This window comes from Flavobacterium sp. 9R (assembly GCF_902506345.1).
In the GTDB taxonomy this organism is placed as follows: domain Bacteria; phylum Bacteroidota; class Bacteroidia; order Flavobacteriales; family Flavobacteriaceae; genus Flavobacterium.
The window spans coordinates 380,450-398,468 of sequence record NZ_LR733413.1; the positions used below are offsets into that span (position 1 = coordinate 380,450).

Consider the following 18,019-nt stretch of genomic DNA (forward strand, 5'->3'; position numbering starts at 1 on the left):
ATTCACATAGCACATCTATGTGATAAATAGAGCTATTTCTATTTTTTCTATGTTGATTTGCTTTAATCTATGATTCTATGTGGTTACTTTTTTTATTTGATTTTGCACCCAACGTGAATAGCTATTCAGCCGCAATAGCCGTAAATTCAATTTCAACCAAATATTCTGGCGCGACCAATTGATTAATGCCATAAAAACCAGTCGTAGGTTTCACCTCTTTAAAGAAAGTGGAGTGTGCTCTCGCCACATCCTCAAAAGTGCTAACATCGGTAGTAAAAATGCGAGTTCTAATCACATCTTTCATTCCCACATTCAAATCCTCCAAAACTTTTTCAACTCTTTCGAGTATGTTCAGCGTTTGCGCATACGCATCATTTGCCTTCACTTTTTCGCCATCCACAATCGCTACAGTTCCCGAAACTTCTATGATGTTTCCAATACGAACCGCACGACAGTACCCCATTTTATCCTCCCACGGTGACCCTGTCAAAATATTTTGTCTTTTCATTTTCCTAATTTAAAATTACTTTTTGGTTATTAATAGAACAACAAAACTAGGCAATCATCGTTCAATAAAAAAACGATTCGAATACGTTAAAAGTTACATTTGTTTCTTTTTTTGGAGCAGTAACAAAGCGCATTTTTGCCATCATCGTCCCGTGATACGCTATATCTTTGCCGCCGAACCCCGGCAGCAAAGGATGCCGCTCCTCCCGGGGCTAGCAGGAAACAAAGAGTCTTTTTGTATGCATCGTTCAATATGTTTCTAGGAACATCGATAACATACTTAGAAAATACCTATTAAATGTTAAGATATTTCTAATACCTTAGTATAAAATAAGAAATAAGTTAGTTTTGTAAACAGAAAGGGATTCTTCCTTTGCAATCAATCGAAATTACAAAAGCATCTTAGCGAATGAAACATTTTCTATTCCTTTTTTTATTCTTGGTTTTGGCATTCAAAGGAAATGCTCAAGCGGAGTTTGGTCCAAAATTCAAACCCATTCCTCCGGCTAAATTTCCTGCAGCGCCAAAGAAAAAAGTTATTCCTCCCGCCGAGCTGCCCAAAATAGAACAACCTAACGTGTTTAATTCTCCAGAAAATCCCAATAAAGCATCAACTTCAATCACAAAGTCAAACGATGTGGATATGTTTCCCAAAGAGAAATTCATCAACGTGGGCGAGGAGTATTTAAAAAAGATGCAAAAAGACGTCGACAAAACGTTGAACGAAAACAATATGCCTTTGCTTCGTCGTAATTTCGATTTCGGTCAAATCAATACCAAATCCAAATATGTGATTGTAAGAGTGCGAGATTTTATTTATGTAGATGGCGACTTACTTCGAATATATCAAAATGCGACAATACTCAAAGAGCAAGTTTTTCTTGGCGATTCTTTTACGGATATCAAAATTTTATTGGGTGAAGGCTTTAATAAACTAGATTTCGAGGCGCTAAATACGGGAACTAGTGGAGGCAACACCGCCGAAATCATCATTATAGACGACCAGAAAAAAGTGCTTTCCAAAAATTATTGGGACAACTTAGCCACTGGTTTTAAGGGAACTATACTGTTGGTGAAAGAATAAGATTTCATTCCTTTTTGCAAAATAAAAATTTTTCAAAATTCAATTTTTCAATTCCGAAATTTAGAAGTATTTTTGCGCATGCAACACAACGTACTTATTTTAGATTTCGGGTCGCAATACACTCAGCTTATTGCGCGAAGAGTTCGAGAATTAAACATATTCTGCGAAATCTTCCCTTACAATCACTTTCCTAGTGATTTATCATCTTACAAAGCAGTAATTCTTGGAGGAAGTCCATTTTCTGTTCGTTCAGAAGATGCTCCACATCCAGATTTATCTCAAATTAGAGGAAAACTTCCTATGCTTGCCGTATGTTACGGAGCGCAATATTTAGCGCATTTTAGCGGTGGAGAAGTAGCAGCTTCTAATACTAGAGAATATGGTAGAGCCAATTTGTCTTTCATCAAAGAAAATGAAATCTTCTTCGAAGGTGTTTCTGAGAATAGCCAAGTTTGGATGAGCCATAGTGATAGTATCAAAGCATTACCAACCAACGGTGTTAAATTAGCGAGTACTCACGATGTAGAATTTGCAGCTTACAAAATTGAAGGCGAAACCACTTATGCTATTCAATACCATCCAGAGGTTTTTCACTCTACCGATGGTTCTAAAATGTTGGAGAATTTCTTGGTAAAAATTGCCGAAGTGCCTCAAAACTTTACACCAAACGCTTTCGTAGAAGAAATTGTAGCTGAAATGAAAGAGAAAATCGGAAATGACAAGGTGGTTCTTGGTCTTTCTGGTGGAGTAGATTCTACTGTAGCTGCGGTATTATTGAATAAAGCAATTGGTAAAAACCTATATTGTATTTTTGTAAATAACGGCTTACTTCGTAAAAACGAGTTCCAAAGTGTTTTAGACCAATACGAAGGTATGGGACTAAATGTGAAAGGAGTGGATGCTTCGCAACGTTTTTATGATGCACTTGCTGGAATTACAGACCCAGAATTAAAAAGAAAAGCCATCGGAAATGCTTTTATAGAAGTTTTTGATGATGAGTCACACAAAATAGAAGATGTTACTTGGTTAGCTCAAGGAACAATTTATCCTGATGTAATTGAGTCAGTTTCGGTAAAAGGACCTTCTGCAACTATCAAATCACATCATAATGTGGGTGGTTTACCAGATTATATGAAACTGAAAATTGTAGAACCACTGCGTATGCTTTTCAAAGACGAAGTACGTCGAGTAGGAGCTACTTTAGGAATCGACCCGGAGTTATTGGGAAGACATCCTTTCCCAGGGCCAGGTTTGTCTATTCGTATTCTGGGAGATATTACTCCAGAAAAAGTACAAATTTTGCAAGATGTTGATAAAGTTTTTATCGATGGTTTAAAATCTTGGGGATTGTATGACAAAGTTTGGCAAGCAGGTGCTATTTTGTTGCCTGTAAATAGTGTTGGTGTAATGGGCGATGAGCGTACTTACGAAAAAGTAGTAGCGCTTAGAGCGGTTGAATCTACCGATGGTATGACTGCGGATTGGGTACATTTACCTTATGAGTTTTTGATGAAAGTATCTAACGATATCATCAATAAAGTAAAAGGTGTTAATCGTGTGGTTTACGATATTAGTTCGAAACCGCCAGCCACAATCGAGTGGGAATAAAATAAATTGTCGAGTTTCTTTTTTAAGAGAAATTACAATAATTAATACGAAAACGGTATCAGATTTTGGAATAAAATTTGATACCGTTTTGCTATCTTTGAACGGTACTAATTTATAATTTATTCGGATGCAATATTATAGTAAGATTTGGCTTTGTGGGTTGTTTTTTATAGGAAGTTTATTTGCTCAAGACAAAGCAATTACTCATAAAGTAGCTAAAGGCGAAACCATCGCACAAATTGCTCAGAAGTACAAAGTAAGTCCGTACGACATCTATCAATTAAATCCAGATGCTCAAGCAGGAATCAGCCAAAATACGCTTTTACTAATACCTAAAGCAGGAGCTAAAGTTCAGTCTAAAACAGTAACTAGTTCAACGGTTGTTTCTAAAAAAGTAACCCACGAGGTAGCGCCAAAAGAGACTTTATTTGGAATTCAAAAAAAGTATAATGTTACCGAAGTGGCTTTGTTCAAAGCGAACCCTTTTTTAGAAAAAGACGGTCTGCAAATTGGGCAAACACTCGTTATTCCAAATGGTGTTGTGACCAAAACCACTACAGCAACTGCTGCTCCAAAAACGGTAACTCCCGTTTTTCATTTGGTACAACCTCAAGAAACCAAGTTTTCGATTGCTAAGAAATACAATATCACCATTGAAGAATTGGAGAAAAAAAATCCAGAAGTGGTAGCCAATCTTCCAGTTGGTTTTAATTTAATAATTAAAGGAAATCGTCCTAAAGAAGTAAAAGAGATTCCCGTAGTTGCTGACAAAAAAGACCTTTCGCCTACAGTTGTTCCAAAGGCTATTGTTTCGGATTTTCAAAATTATACGGTGAAACCAAAAGAAACCTTGTATAGTTTGACCAAAACTTCAGGTTTGTCACAAGAAGAGTTGATAGCTTTAAATCCTGAATTAAAAAATGGCGTTCAAGAAGGAATGGTGATTAAGTTGCCAGCAGCAGTAAAGCTGATAGCACAACAAGAAGCTAAAAAAAGCATTACTCAATTGAGTAAACAAAGTGCCGCTGATAGAAAAAAGTTGGTTTTGTTGTTGCCTTTCAATATCGCAAAAATTGAAAGTGATACCGTTAACTCAACCGTTGAACGTTTAAAGAAAGACAAGTTTTTGAATATGACTTTGGATTTCTACTCGGGTGCTTTGATTGCTATAGATTCTGCCAAGCAATTAGGAATTGATGTGGATGTTCAGGTTTTTGATTCTCAAGAAACCAAAATGAGTTCTCAGGTTCCGTCATTAATCAAAAATAACAATATAGAAAATGCACAAGTAGTTATTGGTCCGTTTTATCAAAATAATGTGGAAAAAACAGCTGAATTACTTAGCGGGACTGATGTTGCGGTAATTTCTCCATTATCAAAAGAAACTGGAAAAGCATTTCCTAATTTATATCAATCTATTGTTTCGGCCGATGTAATTAAAAATGCGGCTTTTGATTTTATGAAAAGCAAGGAGGGTAATATAATTGCGGTTGTAGATAAGAAAAAAGAATCCGCAAGAAGCTATTTTAACCAATTCCAAAAAGAGGTGAAAATTGCACCACTTACCCCTGCAGGTGGTTTAAATGTTGAGGCTTTGAAAGGTTTGTTGGATAAAGATAAAATGAATTATGTCATTTTAGAAACAGGAAGCACAATGTTAATTAAATCTACCATTGCAACACTTTTGGCGGTTATGAAAACTCACAAAGTGCAATTGGTAACTTTAGAGCCTAATCCTACTTTGGATACAGACGAAATTTCATTTGCTAATTTGGTAAAATTAAAGTTGATGTATCCATCGGCTATTCGTGAAAATGAAACAGATGAAGCTCGCATTTTTGAACAAAAATACCGCAAGGAAAACAAAGTGTACCCAAGTTCATTTGCTACAAGAGGTTTTGATCTTACGTTTGATACGCTAATGCGAATGGCTCAGGACAAAACGTTTCAAGAAACCATTGAAAGTGCTGCAACGGAACAAGTAGAAAACCGTTTTGAATACTACAAAAAAGAAGAGGGTGGCTATACAAATAAAGGTGTTTATATCTTGTATTACGATTCGGATATGACGATTAAACAAGCCAATTAGTTTTTATTTTGGATGAAAATCAAAAACACTTGATTCAATTGGCACACACTAAAATGCCTTTTGGAAAATATGAAGGTTGGTATCTTATTGATATCCCTGAATATTATATCGTTTGGTACAGAAATAAAGGATTTCCCAAAGGTGTTTTGGGCGAACAACTGCAATTAATTTATGAATTAAAAGCCAACGGATTAGAAGATTTAATTCGGAACATAAAAAAGAAATACCCTAAACCATAAAAGTGACACCTCAGGAATTAGAGCAATACTTTAGCTAGTATTCTAAATCCTGAGGTGTCTTTTTTATTGTGGTTAAATTCTAAAAATCTCCCGAATGAAGCAGGTAAGTATTCCAATTAAATTTGTACTTTTGCCACGTTTTTTTACACAACTACATTACAAACAACAACAGAATGAATCAAACGAAATATATTTTTGTTACAGGCGGTGTGACTTCTTCATTAGGAAAAGGAATTATAGCGGCATCATTGGCGAAATTATTACAAGCAAGAGGGTATCGAACAACTATTCAAAAATTCGACCCCTATATTAATGTTGACCCAGGAACACTTAATCCTTACGAGCACGGAGAATGTTACGTAACCGATGATGGAGCCGAAACAGATTTAGATTTAGGTCACTACGAACGTTTCTTAAACGTGCCTACTTCTCAGGCGAATAACGTTACTACTGGTAGAATTTACCTTTCGGTTATTGAAAAAGAAAGAAGAGGAGAATTTTTAGGAAAAACAGTTCAAGTAGTTCCTCATATTACCAATGAAATTAAAGACAGAATGCAATTGCTTGGTAAATCAGGTGATTATGATATTGTCATTACAGAAATTGGTGGAACTGTAGGAGATATCGAATCTTTACCATACATCGAGTCTGTTCGTCAGTTGGTTTGGGATTTAGGAGAAAACAATGCTATTGTTATTCATTTGACGTTAGTTCCTTACTTAGCAGCAGCTGGGGAATTGAAAACTAAACCTACTCAACACTCTGTTAAAACATTAATGGAGAGCGGAATTAAAGCTGATATTTTAGTGTGTAGAACAGAACACGAAATTGCAGACGATATTCGCAACAAATTGGCTTTGTTTTGTAATGTAAAAAGAGAAGCTGTTATTCAATCTATTGATGCTTCTACTATTTATGAAGTACCTAATTTAATGTTAGAAGAAGGTCTAGATGTAGTAGCCTTAAAGAAATTAGACTTACCTAAAAAAGCAGCTCCAGATTTAAAAAATTGGAACACGTTCTTGAAACGTTTAAAAAATCCTAAGCATACCGTAAATATTGGTTTGGTTGGGAAATATGTCGAAATGCAAGATTGCTACAAATCTATTTTGGAAGCTTTTATTCACGCAGGAGCAGCGAATGAAACAAAAGTAAATGTGATTTCGATTCATTCAGAGCATTTGGACCCTTCAAATATTGCTGAGAAATTAGCTGGTTTGGATGGGGTTTTAGTAGCACCAGGTTTTGGAGAAAGAGGAATCGAAGGAAAAATAGAAGCAGTGCGTTATGTTCGTGAGAATAACATTCCATTTTTTGGTATTTGTTTAGGAATGCAAATGTCGATTATAGAATATTCAAGAACTATTTTGGGTTACAAAGACGCCAATTCTACTGAAATGAATGAGAATACGACTCACCCAGTTGTGAATTTGATGGAAGACCAAAAAACAGTAACGGATAAAGGAGGTACAATGCGTTTAGGAGCTTGGAAATGTGAAATAAAACCAGACTCATTAGCACACAAAATATATGGTAAAACCGAAATTTCGGAGCGTCACCGTCACCGTTATGAGTACAATAGTGCTTATGTAGAGCAATTGCAAAAAGCTGGTTTGATTGCTTCTGGGGTGAACCCTGATACTGGTTTGGTAGAAATCGTTGAGATTGAAAATCATCCTTTCTTTATAGGTGTTCAATACCATCCAGAGTATAAAAGTACGGTTGCGAATCCTCACCCAATTTTTGTGAGTTTTGTTGCCGCAGCAGTAAAAGCCAAAAAGAAATAATACAATAGTTGTAACAAAGCATTTAAGTTGTATTCTAACACTAAACTGGAGTAAACTGCTTCAGTTTTGAATTTTGAACATAGATAATAATGGAAGAAAAAAAGATTGACATTAATTCAATTATCGGTTTTATATTGATTTTTGGAATTTTGGTTTGGATTATGTACCAAAACCAACCCGATCCTAAAGTTGTTGCGGCTGAAAAAGCCCAAAAAGAATTGGTTTTAAAAGCTCAAAAAGCAAAAGAATTGGCGAATAAAGCAGTTGAAAAAGCAACTGTTGCGGTAGCTACTGGCGATTCTACTCAATTGGTAGCTTTGCAAAAAACATTAGGAAATTTTGCTTATTCTGCGACGTTACCTTCTGCAAAAAATGATTTTACTACGATTGAAAATGAAGTGATAAAATTAAAAATTGCTAATAAAGGTGGTTATATCGCTGAGGCAACTTTGAAAAACTTTGAAAAATTCAAAAAAGGTTCTGGTCAGTTGGTAGAATTGATAAAAAATAATAATGCTAATTTGAATATTGTTTTGCAAACCAATGACAACCGAACTTTAAATACCAAAGACTTGTTTTTTGAGCCTACTTTAACCAAAATAGGAGCGGATCAAGTGTTGTCTATGAAGTTAAAGTCAGGTCCAAATTCATTTTTAGAATATAAATACGTAGTGAAACCAAACGATTATATGATTGGTTTTGATGTGCGTTCTCAAGGCTTGAACCAAGTATTGAATACTGCTAAGCCATTGGATTTAGAATGGGATTTGAAAGCTTTCAGAAATGAAAAGAGCATATCTTACGAAAATAAATATACTGAGATTTATTTTGAACATAAAGAGGGTAAAGTTGATTATGCTGGATTAGGTGCTAAAGAAGAAGAAACTCTTGAAAAGCCTACATTTATAGCTTTCAAACAACATTTCTTTACTTCTATATTGGTTTCTAAAACACCTTTTGAGAAAGCGCAATTGGTTTCTACCAATCTTATGAATGATGAAAAAGTAGACACTACTTTTACAAAATCATTCAAAGCGAATTTACCTTTGGCTTTTACTAATGGAGAGCTTGATTATAAATTAAATTGGTACATAGGACCTTCTGATTATAAGACTTTAGCACATTACGATCAAAATCTAGAAAAAATCATCACTTTAGGTTGGGGAATCATTGGTTGGATCAACCGTTTTATCTTTGTGCCTTTATTTGGTTTCCTAGGTTCTTATATTGCTTATGGTATTGCGATTATTCTTTTTACGATTTTAATAAAATTGGCAATGTCGCCTATTACTTTCAAATCGTTCTTGTCACAAGCCAAAATGAAAGTATTGCGTCCAGAAATTGCTGAATTGGGTGAGAAATTCAAAAAAGACCCAATGAAAAAGCAACAAGAAACAATGAAGTTGTACAACAAAGCTGGAGTAAATCCTATGGCGGGTTGTATACCAGCATTGATACAAATGCCTTTCTTGATGGCTTCGTTTCAGTTTTTTCCTTCAGCTTTTGAGTTAAGACAACAAAAGTTTTTATGGGCAGATGATTTGTCTTCTTTTGATGAAATTGTAAAATTACCGTTCCATATTCCATTGTATGGAGATCATATTAGTTTGTTTCCAATTTTGGCAGCGATTGCAATTTTCTTCTATATGAAAATGACTTCAGGAGATCAACAAATGGCAGCACCGCAACAAGAAGGTATGCCAGATATGGCCAAAATGATGAAGATTATGATCTATGTTTCGCCATTGATGATGTTATTCTTCTTTAATAGTTATGGAGCAGGTTTGAGTTTGTATAACTTCATTTCCAACTTAGTTACTATTTTAATTATGTTGGTAATCAAAAGATATTTTATCGATGGAGATAAAATTCACGCTCAAATCCAAGAAAATAAATTGAAAGAGCCTAAAAAACAAGGAAGATTCCAACGCAAATTACAAGAAGCAATGGAACAAGCTGAAGCTCAAAAAGCGGCTCAACAAAAGAAAAAATAAGTATTTTCAAATTCTGTTTATAAAAAAAACTTCCGCCAAAAGCGGAAGTTTTTTTGTTTTTAGAAATAATCACTTTTACAAAGTTGGTAGTAAGACTTTGTTTACTGCGTGGATAATTCCGTTTGAACATTGTACATCAGTTAAAACAATATTTGTTACTCTTGCTTGTTCATCTGTAATTGTTGTGCCAGAAAACTTTAAAATTCCTGTTTCTAAAGTAGGTGACGATGCAGGAATTCCTGTAGATAGTACATTTGCTCCACCAATAACATGATAAGTTAATACTGCAGTTTTTTGAGCACTTGTTAACCCACCGTACAGACTTGTAGTTGCTGTATCAAATGCAGAATTTAAAGGTGCAAAAACTGTGAAAGGTGATGGTGTTGCGCTACTACTTAATGTTGTAATTAAATTTTGCGTAGTTAATAATGTTGCCAACGTAGAGAAATTAGGATTAGCTGTTGCATGTGTAACAATTGTTGGCAAACCAATTACTGCATCCACTACGTGTATAACCCCGTTCGAAGCCATTACATCAGCTGTTGTAACTGTGGCAACACCGTTTAATTTTACTCCAGAAGTTAAGTCCACATACATACTTAAAGTATTTGTTGTAGATGCTCCTCCTTTAGCAAGTGTTTTAATGTATCCTGTTTTCAAATCGGTTGATTTGGCTGTACCGCTTACTACGTGATTTAATAAAATTTGTGTCAAAAGATCTTTTGGTACATCATTAACGGAAGCGAATTTATTATCGCTTAAGAATTTTGTAAATGCTGCATCTGTTGGAGCAAATACTGTAAAAGGACCTGTTCCTTGAAGTGTAGCTGCTAACTCTGCTCTCGTTAACGCTTGTACTAAAATTTTTAAATTTGAATTTTTTACTGCAATACCTGTAATGGTATTGTCTACCGGTTTAGGGTTGTCATCATCATTGTCGCAAGATACAGCGAATGATAAAAATGCAATACAAGCCAAAGCCATTTTTAATTTTGATGCAATTTTCATAATCTTTTTTTTTAATTGAGTTAGAGTTAATGTTATTTTGTTGTTCAAAGTTATTTAATAAAGATTAAACAAAATTTAATTTTATATATTGATTAATACTTGTTTATAGGTGATAATTAAATGATTTAAAGCTTATCAAGTGTTTTTTGTTTATTTTAATAGTATTATTGTTAAACAAATATTAATAATCGCAAAGTCTTGTTACTTTAGCTTCATTTATTACTTTTGGTAGTGAATAGTACTGAGAACAATTTTTAGAACATTTAGCAGTTGTATATTTTTATTTCTGATAGTTTTTTAACAATGATAAATTTTTAAAATATGATTAATAAGGGATTGTTTTTGATTTTATTTTTCCAGATTTCAGCCTTGTTGGCACAAGGGACTACCAATCAATTGGATAGTGAGGGTAAGAAAAATGGACTTTGGAGAGGGTATTATGAAGAATCCAAAAGGTTGCGTTATGAAGGAACTTTTTTGCACGGTAAAGAAGTAGGTGTTTTTAAATATTTTGATGATACGAAAGCAGCAGATGTGATTGCCACTCGCGAGTTTAACGAAAAAGACAATTCAGCGTATACTATTTTTTACAATCAAAATAAGTTTAAGGTAAGTGAAGGCAAGGTGGTTAATAAACTCTTTGAAGGAGAATGGATTTATTATCACTTCAATTCGAAAGAGATAATGACAAAAGAATTTTATGATAAAGGAAAATTGTCAGGATTGAGAACGGTTTATTTTCCTGATGGTAAAGTAGCTGAAGAAACTCACTACGTAGATGGACTTAAACACGGGAGTTGCAAAATTTATTCTGATAAAGGTATCGTTTTAGAAGAAACAGTTTATCAAAAGGGACAATATAATGGCCCTGCGATTTTTAGAGATACTAATGGTTTTATTGCTTCCAAAGGAAATTTTGTGTTGGGTAAAAAAGAGGGTGTTTGGGAGTTTTATGAAAAAGATAAGTTAGTGAAGAAACGAAATATGAGTTATCCTGAAGGCCTTACCAAGCGTAAAAAGAATTAACTTTTGCTTAGATAATTTCTGTGCTAAATGTTTTGTAACTTTGCACCCTATTTTAAAAAAGGGTTTTGATGAAAAAGAGAGTAGTTGTTGGTCTTTCTGGAGGTGTAGATTCTAGTGTTGCGGCTTATTTGTTGCAACAAGAAGGATATGAAGTTATTGGGCTATTTATGAAAAATTGGCACGATGACTCAGTAACAATATCCAATGAATGCCCTTGGTTAGAAGATAGCAATGATGCTTTATTGGTAGCCGAAAAATTAGGAATCCCTTTCCAAACGGTTGACCTTAGTGAACAATACCAAGAAAAGATTGTGGATTACATGTTCAGTGAATATGAGAAAGGACGTACTCCAAACCCTGATGTATTGTGTAATCGCGAAATTAAATTTGCTGTTTTTTTAGAAATTGCTTTGAGTCTAGGAGCAGATTATGTGGCTACTGGACATTATTGCCAAAAGCGAACTACAGAAATAGACGGGAAACCCTTGTATCACCTTATCGCAGGTGCTGATACTAACAAAGATCAATCTTATTTTTTATGTCAATTGTCGCAAGAACAGTTGGCTAAATCTTTGTTTCCAATTGGTGCATTAACGAAACCTCAAGTTCGTGAAATAGCAGCCGAAATGGAATTGGTTACCGCAGAGAAAAAAGATTCTCAAGGTTTATGTTTTATTGGTAAAGTACGTTTACCAGAGTTTTTACAACAAAAATTGCAACCCAAAGAAGGTCAAATTATCCAAATAGACAAAAATCACAGTGTGTATTCATCCTCTGATGAAACTGAGACTCTTGATTCTTTGTCTCATAAAATCACTTACACTCCAGAAATGGGCAAGGTAGTTGGGAAACACCAAGGCGCTCATTATTTTACAGTTGGTCAAAGAAAAGGGCTTAACGTTGGTGGTACAACAGAGCCTTTGTTTGTTATCGCTACTGATGTGGTGACCAATACAATTTACACAGGCTTGTCTAGCAATCATCCTGGATTGTTTAGAAGAGGATTGTTTATTGATGCCTCTGAAACACATTGGATTCGTACCGATTTAGCCTTGTCAGTGGGTGAGTCTAAAGAAGTAATGGCGAGAATTCGTTACCGTCAGCCGTTGCAAAAAGCCACGTTGCATCAAGAAGAAAAAGGAATGTATGTGATTTTTGATGAACCACAATCGGCTATTACTGAAGGACAATTTGTGGCTTGGTACCAAGAGGACGAATTGTTAGGCTCTGGGGTTATAGCTTAGTTTTTAGTTGTTAGTTGTTAGTCCTTAGTTATTAGTGATTGGTCTTTAGTAAAAACCATAAAAAAATCTTCTGAAAAAAAGATAGTGTCGCCTAGCCCCTATGGGAGGGAATATCCTTTTTATCCTTTTTCTGGATAAAAAGATAGGAAGGACAGCGGGACCAAACGTGATGAATTCCCAAATTTTGTGCTCCTAAAAACACTTAAAATTATAATTTATAATGATTTTTTGAGTACATTTCGGCATGAAAAAAATAGTTTTTTTATTTTTCTTATTCCAATCTTTTTTGGTTTTTTCACAACAAGATGCTTGGGTGTATTTTGGTGATAAAGCCAATGTTCAAAACTATTTAGACAATCCTCAATTGATGCTTTCACAACGTGCTATTGATAGAAGAACGCGACAAAAAATTGCCTTTGACAGCAAGGATGTTCCCATTCCAGCTTCGTATATAAAAGCTGTAAAAGAGTCGGCGGGAATCACAATTATGGGGCAATCAAAATGGCTAAATGCGTTGCATGTTCGAGGTACTCAAGCGGATATTACTTCTCTTAAAAATTTAGCTTTTGTTACTAAGATTAGCTTCGCGGATAAGTCCTTAAATGCTACAGGGAAAACAATAGCTGTGTCAAAATCACAGCAAATTCAAAAAAAATATAACACTGCTATTACGTATAATTATGGCACTTCAGCTAATCAAATTCAGATGTTGAATGGTCATTTATTGCATCAGCAAAATTATACGGGGAGTGGTAAAATTATAGCAGTTTTGGATGCTGGATTTCCTGGCGTAGACACCCAATTGCCGTTTAAAAAATTGAGAGATAATAATCAGATTTTGGGCGGATACAATTATGTGAATAGAAGTTCTAACTACTATACGGGAGATAATCACGGTACGTTGGTGCTTTCTACTATGGGCGGGAATCAAGACCAAGCTTTGGTCGGAACGGCTCCTGATGCGTCTTATTATCTTTTTGTTACAGAGAATGATGCATCAGAAAATCCTATTGAAGAAACGCTTTGGGTAGAAGCTGCAGAGAAAGCAGATAGTTTGGGTGTGGATATCATTAATAGTTCGTTAGGTTATTTTGATTTTGATAATTCTAAATATAGCTATACTTATGAAGATATGAATGGCGCAACAACATTTATTAGCCGAGGAGCCGAGATTGCTTTTAGTAGAGGAATGCTTGTGGTGGCTTCTGCGGGAAATTCAGGGAACACAACTAATCCCAATATTGCTGCTCCAGCAGATGCAGTTTCTGTTCTTACGATTGGAGCAGTAACAGCCAGTAAGTCCAGAGCTTCTTTTAGTTCGATTGGTCCCTCGTTTGATGGTAGGGTTAAGCCAGAAGTGATGGCGCAAGGACAAGCTTCTGTTGTTTCGGATGAATTTGGGAACATTGGTACGGCCAACGGAACTTCTTTTTCGAGTCCAATTCTAGCAGGAATGGTGGCGTGCTTATGGCAAGCTTTACCCGATAAAACCAATAAAGAAATCAGAGATTTGATTATTCAATCTGCCGATAAATATTTGACTCCAACGCCACAACTGGGCTATGGAATTCCGGATTTTAGTGCGGCTGTAAATAAAGGACTTCTAGCGACAATAGACATTCAGATTGCTTCATTTTCTTTGTATCCCAATCCTGCCAAAGGAACGGTTTATGTGACTTTGCCTTCGACAGTAGACGAGGTGCACCTTACTATTTATTCTTTATTGGGACAAAAAATAATGGAAGTACCTTTTACAAAATCAACACCTTCTTTTTCTGTAGAAACCTTGTGGAATGGAGTATACTTGTACACTATTCAAGGAGGAAATTTTTCAGCTCAAGGAAAAATCATCAAATATTAATTTACAATTCAATGAATTCAATTATAAAGCTTTTTGGCATTCAATATCCAATCATTCAAGGAGGAATGATATGGAACAGTGGTTATAAATTGGCAAGTGCCGTTAGTAATGCTGGAGGATTAGGCATCATTGGTGCTGGTTCTATGTATCCTGAGGTGCTTAGAGAACACATACAAAAATGCAAGAAGGCGACAGATAAGCCTTTTGGCGTGAATGTTCCCATGTTGTATCCTAATGTGGAAGAAATAATGAATATCATTGTAGAAGAAGGTGTAAAAATTGTTTTTACTTCAGCTGGAAATCCAAAAACTTGGACCGCTTTTTTGAAAGAAAAAGGAATTACAGTAGTACACGTGGTGAGTAGTTCGGTGTTTGCTTTGAAAGCCCAAGAAGCAGGAGTTGATGCTGTAGTTGCCGAAGGTTTTGAAGCTGGAGGACACAATGGGCGAGAGGAAACTACGACATTGACTTTGATTCCGATGGTGAAGCAAAAGATAAACATTCCGTTGATTGCTGCTGGTGGAATTGCCACTGGAAGAGGAATGCTTGCGGCAATGGCTTTGGGCGCTGATGGTGTTCAAGTAGGAAGTCGTTTTGCTGCTTCGGTAGAATCATCAGCTCACCATAATTTTAAAGAAGTAATCGTCAAAGTAAAAGAAGGGGATACGCAATTAACATTAAAAGAATTAGCGCCTGTTCGTTTGGTGAAAAATAAGTTTTACAATGATGTTCAGGAACTGTATGCAAAATGTCCTACCAAAGAAGATTTAGTTGCATTGCTTGGTAGAGCCCGAGCCAAGCGCGGGATGTTTGAAGGTGATTTGGTCGAGGGCGAATTAGAAATTGGTCAGATTGCGGGATTAATTACCGAAATTCAACCTGTAAAAGAAATAATAGATACTATGATTGCCGAGTTTAAACAAGCCCAAATTGAAATCGGACAATTCCAATTTTAACTCCAACCCCAAACGCCTCCTCATGTCAAAACCTACTATTTTATTTTTGTCTTTTGTCCTATTTTTTTGTTTTCAGCTGTCTAATGCTCAAACCTATAAGTTTCAAACTTCAGGCTACAGTATTTTAGAGAAAAACGAAAAAGGAAAATGGGGAGATTGGTCCGAATTGGATTTAATCAATATCCCAATTACGTTAGATACATCTAAACATCGAATTGTAGTCTACACCCCAATGCTTCAATTGTATAACATTCTTTCGTATGCAGAAATTGAAGAAAACAAAACCGATATCATTTATTCTTTTGAATGCAAAGACGAAAATGGTGATTCCTGCACTTTGATGATTATTACTCGCAAACAACAAGGCAATCGCAAGCAGTTGTACATCAACTATGAGAATAGGATTTATTTGTATAATATTTAGTCCTTAGTGATTAGTCCTTAGTGAAAAGTAATTAGCATTAAAACCAAAAACTATAAACCAAAAAACACAAACCAAAACCCTTACTCTTTTTCAATATCTTTTATAAACTCATCATATTCGAGATAGAAAAGTTCTAAAGCATTCATTTTTTCGAAGAAAAAGTCAAAAATGTAGTCCCAGTGATTGCGGTTACTCATACTGTACCCATTTTTTTCAACCCAAATGCGGCTGATGGTTTTGCCATTTTCTAATGTGTAGTCTTTTTCAAAAACCAAATCTTTGATGAATTCATCTTCCAAAATACCTTTCAAAGCTTCGATTTTTTCGAAATATTGAGAACGTAAGTCATCATTTCGGTGTTCGATATCAATGAGTACTTGGGCTTTTTTATTATCTGCAAAAAATTTAAAAGAGAAATCTTTAATTTTTGTATCATACAACACCCATTTTCTTGGGTATTTCTCGGCGAAGGCCACCCAAAAATCGTGTTTTAATCGTTGATTTTCTGCTTTACTGTACATTTGAATTGAATTTAGAAAGTTTGGTTTGTATTCCAAACAAAACTATAGTATATTTATTGGAATGCTTGCAAAAATAAGTTTTACCTATGAATTTTCAAGATTTTCAGCAATATATCCCTCAAATACTTGAGGCTCCGCTTCCTGCTTTTGCTTCACATATAAAAATGGCGCCAAAAGAACGAATCGAATCCTTGAAAGCGTTTAGTTATGCAGATAAAAATCCACGAAAAGCTGCGGTTTTGATGTTGTTGTATCCAAAACAAGAGCAAACGCATTTGGTACTGATTGAAAGAAATTCTTATGAAGGTGTACATTCGGCTCAAATTGCTTTTCCCGGAGGTAAGTTTGAAAATGAAGATGTAGAATACGAAACTACGGCTTTGAGAGAATCCGAAGAAGAAATTGGAGTTTCGCGTGAGCAAATAAAAGTAATAAGACCTTTTTCTCCTTTGTATATTCCGCCTAGTAATTTCTTAGTGCATCCTTATTTAGGTATTGCAAAAGAGACCCTAAATTTTGTATTAGAACCGAAAGAGGTGGCGAGTATAATTGAATTACCATTGTCTGATTTTTTAGGTGATGCGCTTTTGCATGAGACTAAACTGACGACTTCTTATGCTACTAATATTGCAATTCCAGCTTTCAAAATCAACGAACATATAGTTTGGGGGGCTACAGCTATGATGCTGAGTGAGTTAAAAGAAGTCTTGCATTTTGTGCTTAAAAAATCATAAATAAGCGCTGTTTTTCTTGATTTATTGTAAATTTATTGCAAGTTTAGCGTTTTCTAAACGTTAAGAAAATATGTCGTATCTTTGCACTCCAATTTCAAAAAAGAATTATTATGGGATTATTTAAAAGGAATCCTTTTGGTCATATCCTTTTTATAAAGAAATGGTTAATCCGAATTTTTGGTGTTGTTACCCATAGAAGGTATCGTGGTTTCAATGAATTACAAATAGAAGGTTCAGAAATTATTCGAAATTTACCAGATAGTAATGTGTTGTTTATTTCCAATCATCAAACCTATTTTGCCGATGTTGTAGCTATGTTCCATGTGTTTAACGCAAGTTTGAGCGGAAGAGATGACAGTATTAAGAACGTTTGTTATTTGTGGCAACCCAAAATGAATATATACTATGTTGCCGCTAAAGAAACGATGCATGCTGGACTTTTGCCAAGAATTTTGGCCTATGTAGGTGCAATAACAGTAGAAAGAACTTGGCGTTCCAAAGGAAAAGATGTTACCGAAAAAAGAGAAGTAAATCCTAATGATACCGAAAATATCAAGATTGCTTTGGCAGATGGTTGGGTGATAACGTTTCCTCAAGGTACTACAAAATCATTTAAACCCGTTCGTAAAGGAACAGCGCATATCATCAAAGAACACAAACCTATTGTAGTTCCGATTGTAATTGATGGCTTTAGACGTTCTTTTGATAAAAAAGGTTTGCGATTAAAAAAGAAAGGAATCTTGCAATCGTTCATCATCAAAGAACCTTTAGAGATTGACTATGAAAACGAAACAATTGAAGAGATTGTAGAAAAAGTAGAATACGCAATCGAGCAACATCCTTCCTTTTTAAAAGTTATTCCTGCCGAAGAATTAGAAGCTCAAAAAGAATTGGATAAAATGCGAAAATGGGAATATTAATATAAAAAAAGCGGTCA

The 18,019-nt window shown here is 35.1% G+C and carries 16 protein-coding genes; 13 read left to right on the forward strand and 3 right to left on the reverse strand.

Going from position 1 to position 18,019, the window contains the following annotated elements; all coding sequences use genetic code 11:
* Positions 1-121 precede the first annotated feature (121 nt).
* The gene (locus FLAVO9AF_RS01750) at positions 122-508 is read right to left on the reverse strand and encodes a RidA family protein (RefSeq protein ID WP_159683283.1); all 387 of its coding nucleotides are present in this window, start codon (positions 506-508) and stop codon (positions 122-124) included.
* A gap of 408 nt (positions 509-916) precedes the next feature.
* Here FLAVO9AF_RS01750 and FLAVO9AF_RS01755 point away from each other — a divergent pair, with 408 nt between their 5' ends.
* From FLAVO9AF_RS01755 to yidC, 6 genes are all read left to right on the forward strand, one after another.
* On the forward strand, positions 917-1,591 hold the full coding sequence (locus FLAVO9AF_RS01755) for a hypothetical protein (RefSeq protein WP_159683286.1): 675 nt from the start codon (positions 917-919) through the stop codon (positions 1,589-1,591).
* A gap of 78 nt (positions 1,592-1,669) precedes the next feature.
* Positions 1,670-3,199: a glutamine-hydrolyzing GMP synthase gene (gene guaA / locus FLAVO9AF_RS01760; protein ID WP_159683289.1), complete on the forward strand. Its 1,530-nt coding sequence runs from the start codon at positions 1,670-1,672 to the stop codon at positions 3,197-3,199.
* A 127-nt stretch (positions 3,200-3,326) separates the two neighbouring features.
* On the forward strand, positions 3,327-5,288 hold the full coding sequence (locus tag FLAVO9AF_RS01765; protein ID WP_159683292.1) for a LysM peptidoglycan-binding domain-containing protein: 1,962 nt from the start codon (positions 3,327-3,329) through the stop codon (positions 5,286-5,288).
* Positions 5,289-5,296: 8 nt separating this feature from the next.
* Positions 5,297-5,527, forward strand: a complete 231-nt coding sequence (locus FLAVO9AF_RS01770) for a DUF3820 family protein (RefSeq protein WP_159683298.1) — start codon at positions 5,297-5,299, stop codon at positions 5,525-5,527.
* A 173-nt stretch (positions 5,528-5,700) separates the two neighbouring features.
* Positions 5,701-7,314: a CTP synthase gene (locus tag FLAVO9AF_RS01775; RefSeq protein ID WP_159683301.1), complete on the forward strand. Its 1,614-nt coding sequence runs from the start codon at positions 5,701-5,703 to the stop codon at positions 7,312-7,314.
* Positions 7,315-7,403: 89 nt separating this feature from the next.
* The gene (gene yidC, locus FLAVO9AF_RS01780) at positions 7,404-9,308 is read left to right on the forward strand and encodes a membrane protein insertase YidC (protein ID WP_159683306.1); all 1,905 of its coding nucleotides are present in this window, start codon (positions 7,404-7,406) and stop codon (positions 9,306-9,308) included.
* A gap of 75 nt (positions 9,309-9,383) precedes the next feature.
* Here yidC and FLAVO9AF_RS01785 read toward each other — a convergent pair whose 3' ends face one another.
* Positions 9,384-10,316 carry a fasciclin domain-containing protein gene (locus tag FLAVO9AF_RS01785; RefSeq protein WP_159683309.1) on the reverse strand — a complete coding sequence of 311 codons (933 nt, stop codon included), beginning with the start codon at positions 10,314-10,316 and terminating at the stop codon, positions 9,384-9,386.
* A 321-nt stretch (positions 10,317-10,637) separates the two neighbouring features.
* Between FLAVO9AF_RS01785 and FLAVO9AF_RS01790 the strand changes: the two genes are divergently transcribed.
* The 5 genes from FLAVO9AF_RS01790 to FLAVO9AF_RS01810 all read left to right on the forward strand — a co-directional run bounded on the left by FLAVO9AF_RS01790 (position 10,638) and on the right by FLAVO9AF_RS01810 (position 15,827).
* Positions 10,638-11,342 (forward strand): toxin-antitoxin system YwqK family antitoxin, encoded by a 705-nt coding sequence (locus FLAVO9AF_RS01790; RefSeq protein ID WP_159683313.1) that lies wholly within the window; start codon positions 10,638-10,640, stop codon positions 11,340-11,342.
* A 68-nt stretch (positions 11,343-11,410) separates the two neighbouring features.
* On the forward strand, positions 11,411-12,586 hold the full coding sequence (gene mnmA / locus FLAVO9AF_RS01795) for a tRNA 2-thiouridine(34) synthase MnmA (RefSeq protein WP_159683316.1): 1,176 nt from the start codon (positions 11,411-11,413) through the stop codon (positions 12,584-12,586).
* Between the two features lie 244 nt (positions 12,587-12,830).
* Entirely contained in the window at positions 12,831-14,447 is a 1,617-nt protein-coding gene (locus FLAVO9AF_RS01800; protein WP_159683319.1) for a S8 family serine peptidase, read from the forward strand.
* Positions 14,448-14,458: 11 nt separating this feature from the next.
* A complete protein-coding gene (locus FLAVO9AF_RS01805) occupies positions 14,459-15,403 on the forward strand; it encodes a nitronate monooxygenase family protein (RefSeq protein ID WP_159683322.1) in 945 nt (314 codons plus the stop codon).
* Between the two features lie 22 nt (positions 15,404-15,425).
* Complete coding sequence (locus tag FLAVO9AF_RS01810; RefSeq protein WP_159683324.1) at positions 15,426-15,827, forward strand: hypothetical protein; 402 nt, start codon at positions 15,426-15,428, stop codon at positions 15,825-15,827.
* Positions 15,828-15,907: 80 nt separating this feature from the next.
* Here the strand turns inward: FLAVO9AF_RS01810 and FLAVO9AF_RS01815 are convergent, their stop codons facing one another.
* Entirely contained in the window at positions 15,908-16,348 is a 441-nt protein-coding gene (locus FLAVO9AF_RS01815) for a DUF4268 domain-containing protein (RefSeq protein ID WP_159683327.1), read from the reverse strand.
* A gap of 86 nt (positions 16,349-16,434) precedes the next feature.
* On the opposite strand from FLAVO9AF_RS01815, the gene FLAVO9AF_RS01820 reads away from it, so the two are divergent.
* Positions 16,435-17,082, forward strand: coding sequence for a CoA pyrophosphatase (locus FLAVO9AF_RS01820; RefSeq protein WP_159683330.1), 648 nt, complete (start codon positions 16,435-16,437; stop codon positions 17,080-17,082).
* Between the two features lie 110 nt (positions 17,083-17,192).
* Positions 17,193-18,002, forward strand: coding sequence for a 1-acyl-sn-glycerol-3-phosphate acyltransferase (locus FLAVO9AF_RS01825; RefSeq protein WP_159683332.1), 810 nt, complete (start codon positions 17,193-17,195; stop codon positions 18,000-18,002).
* Positions 18,003-18,019: the final 17 nt, after the last annotated feature.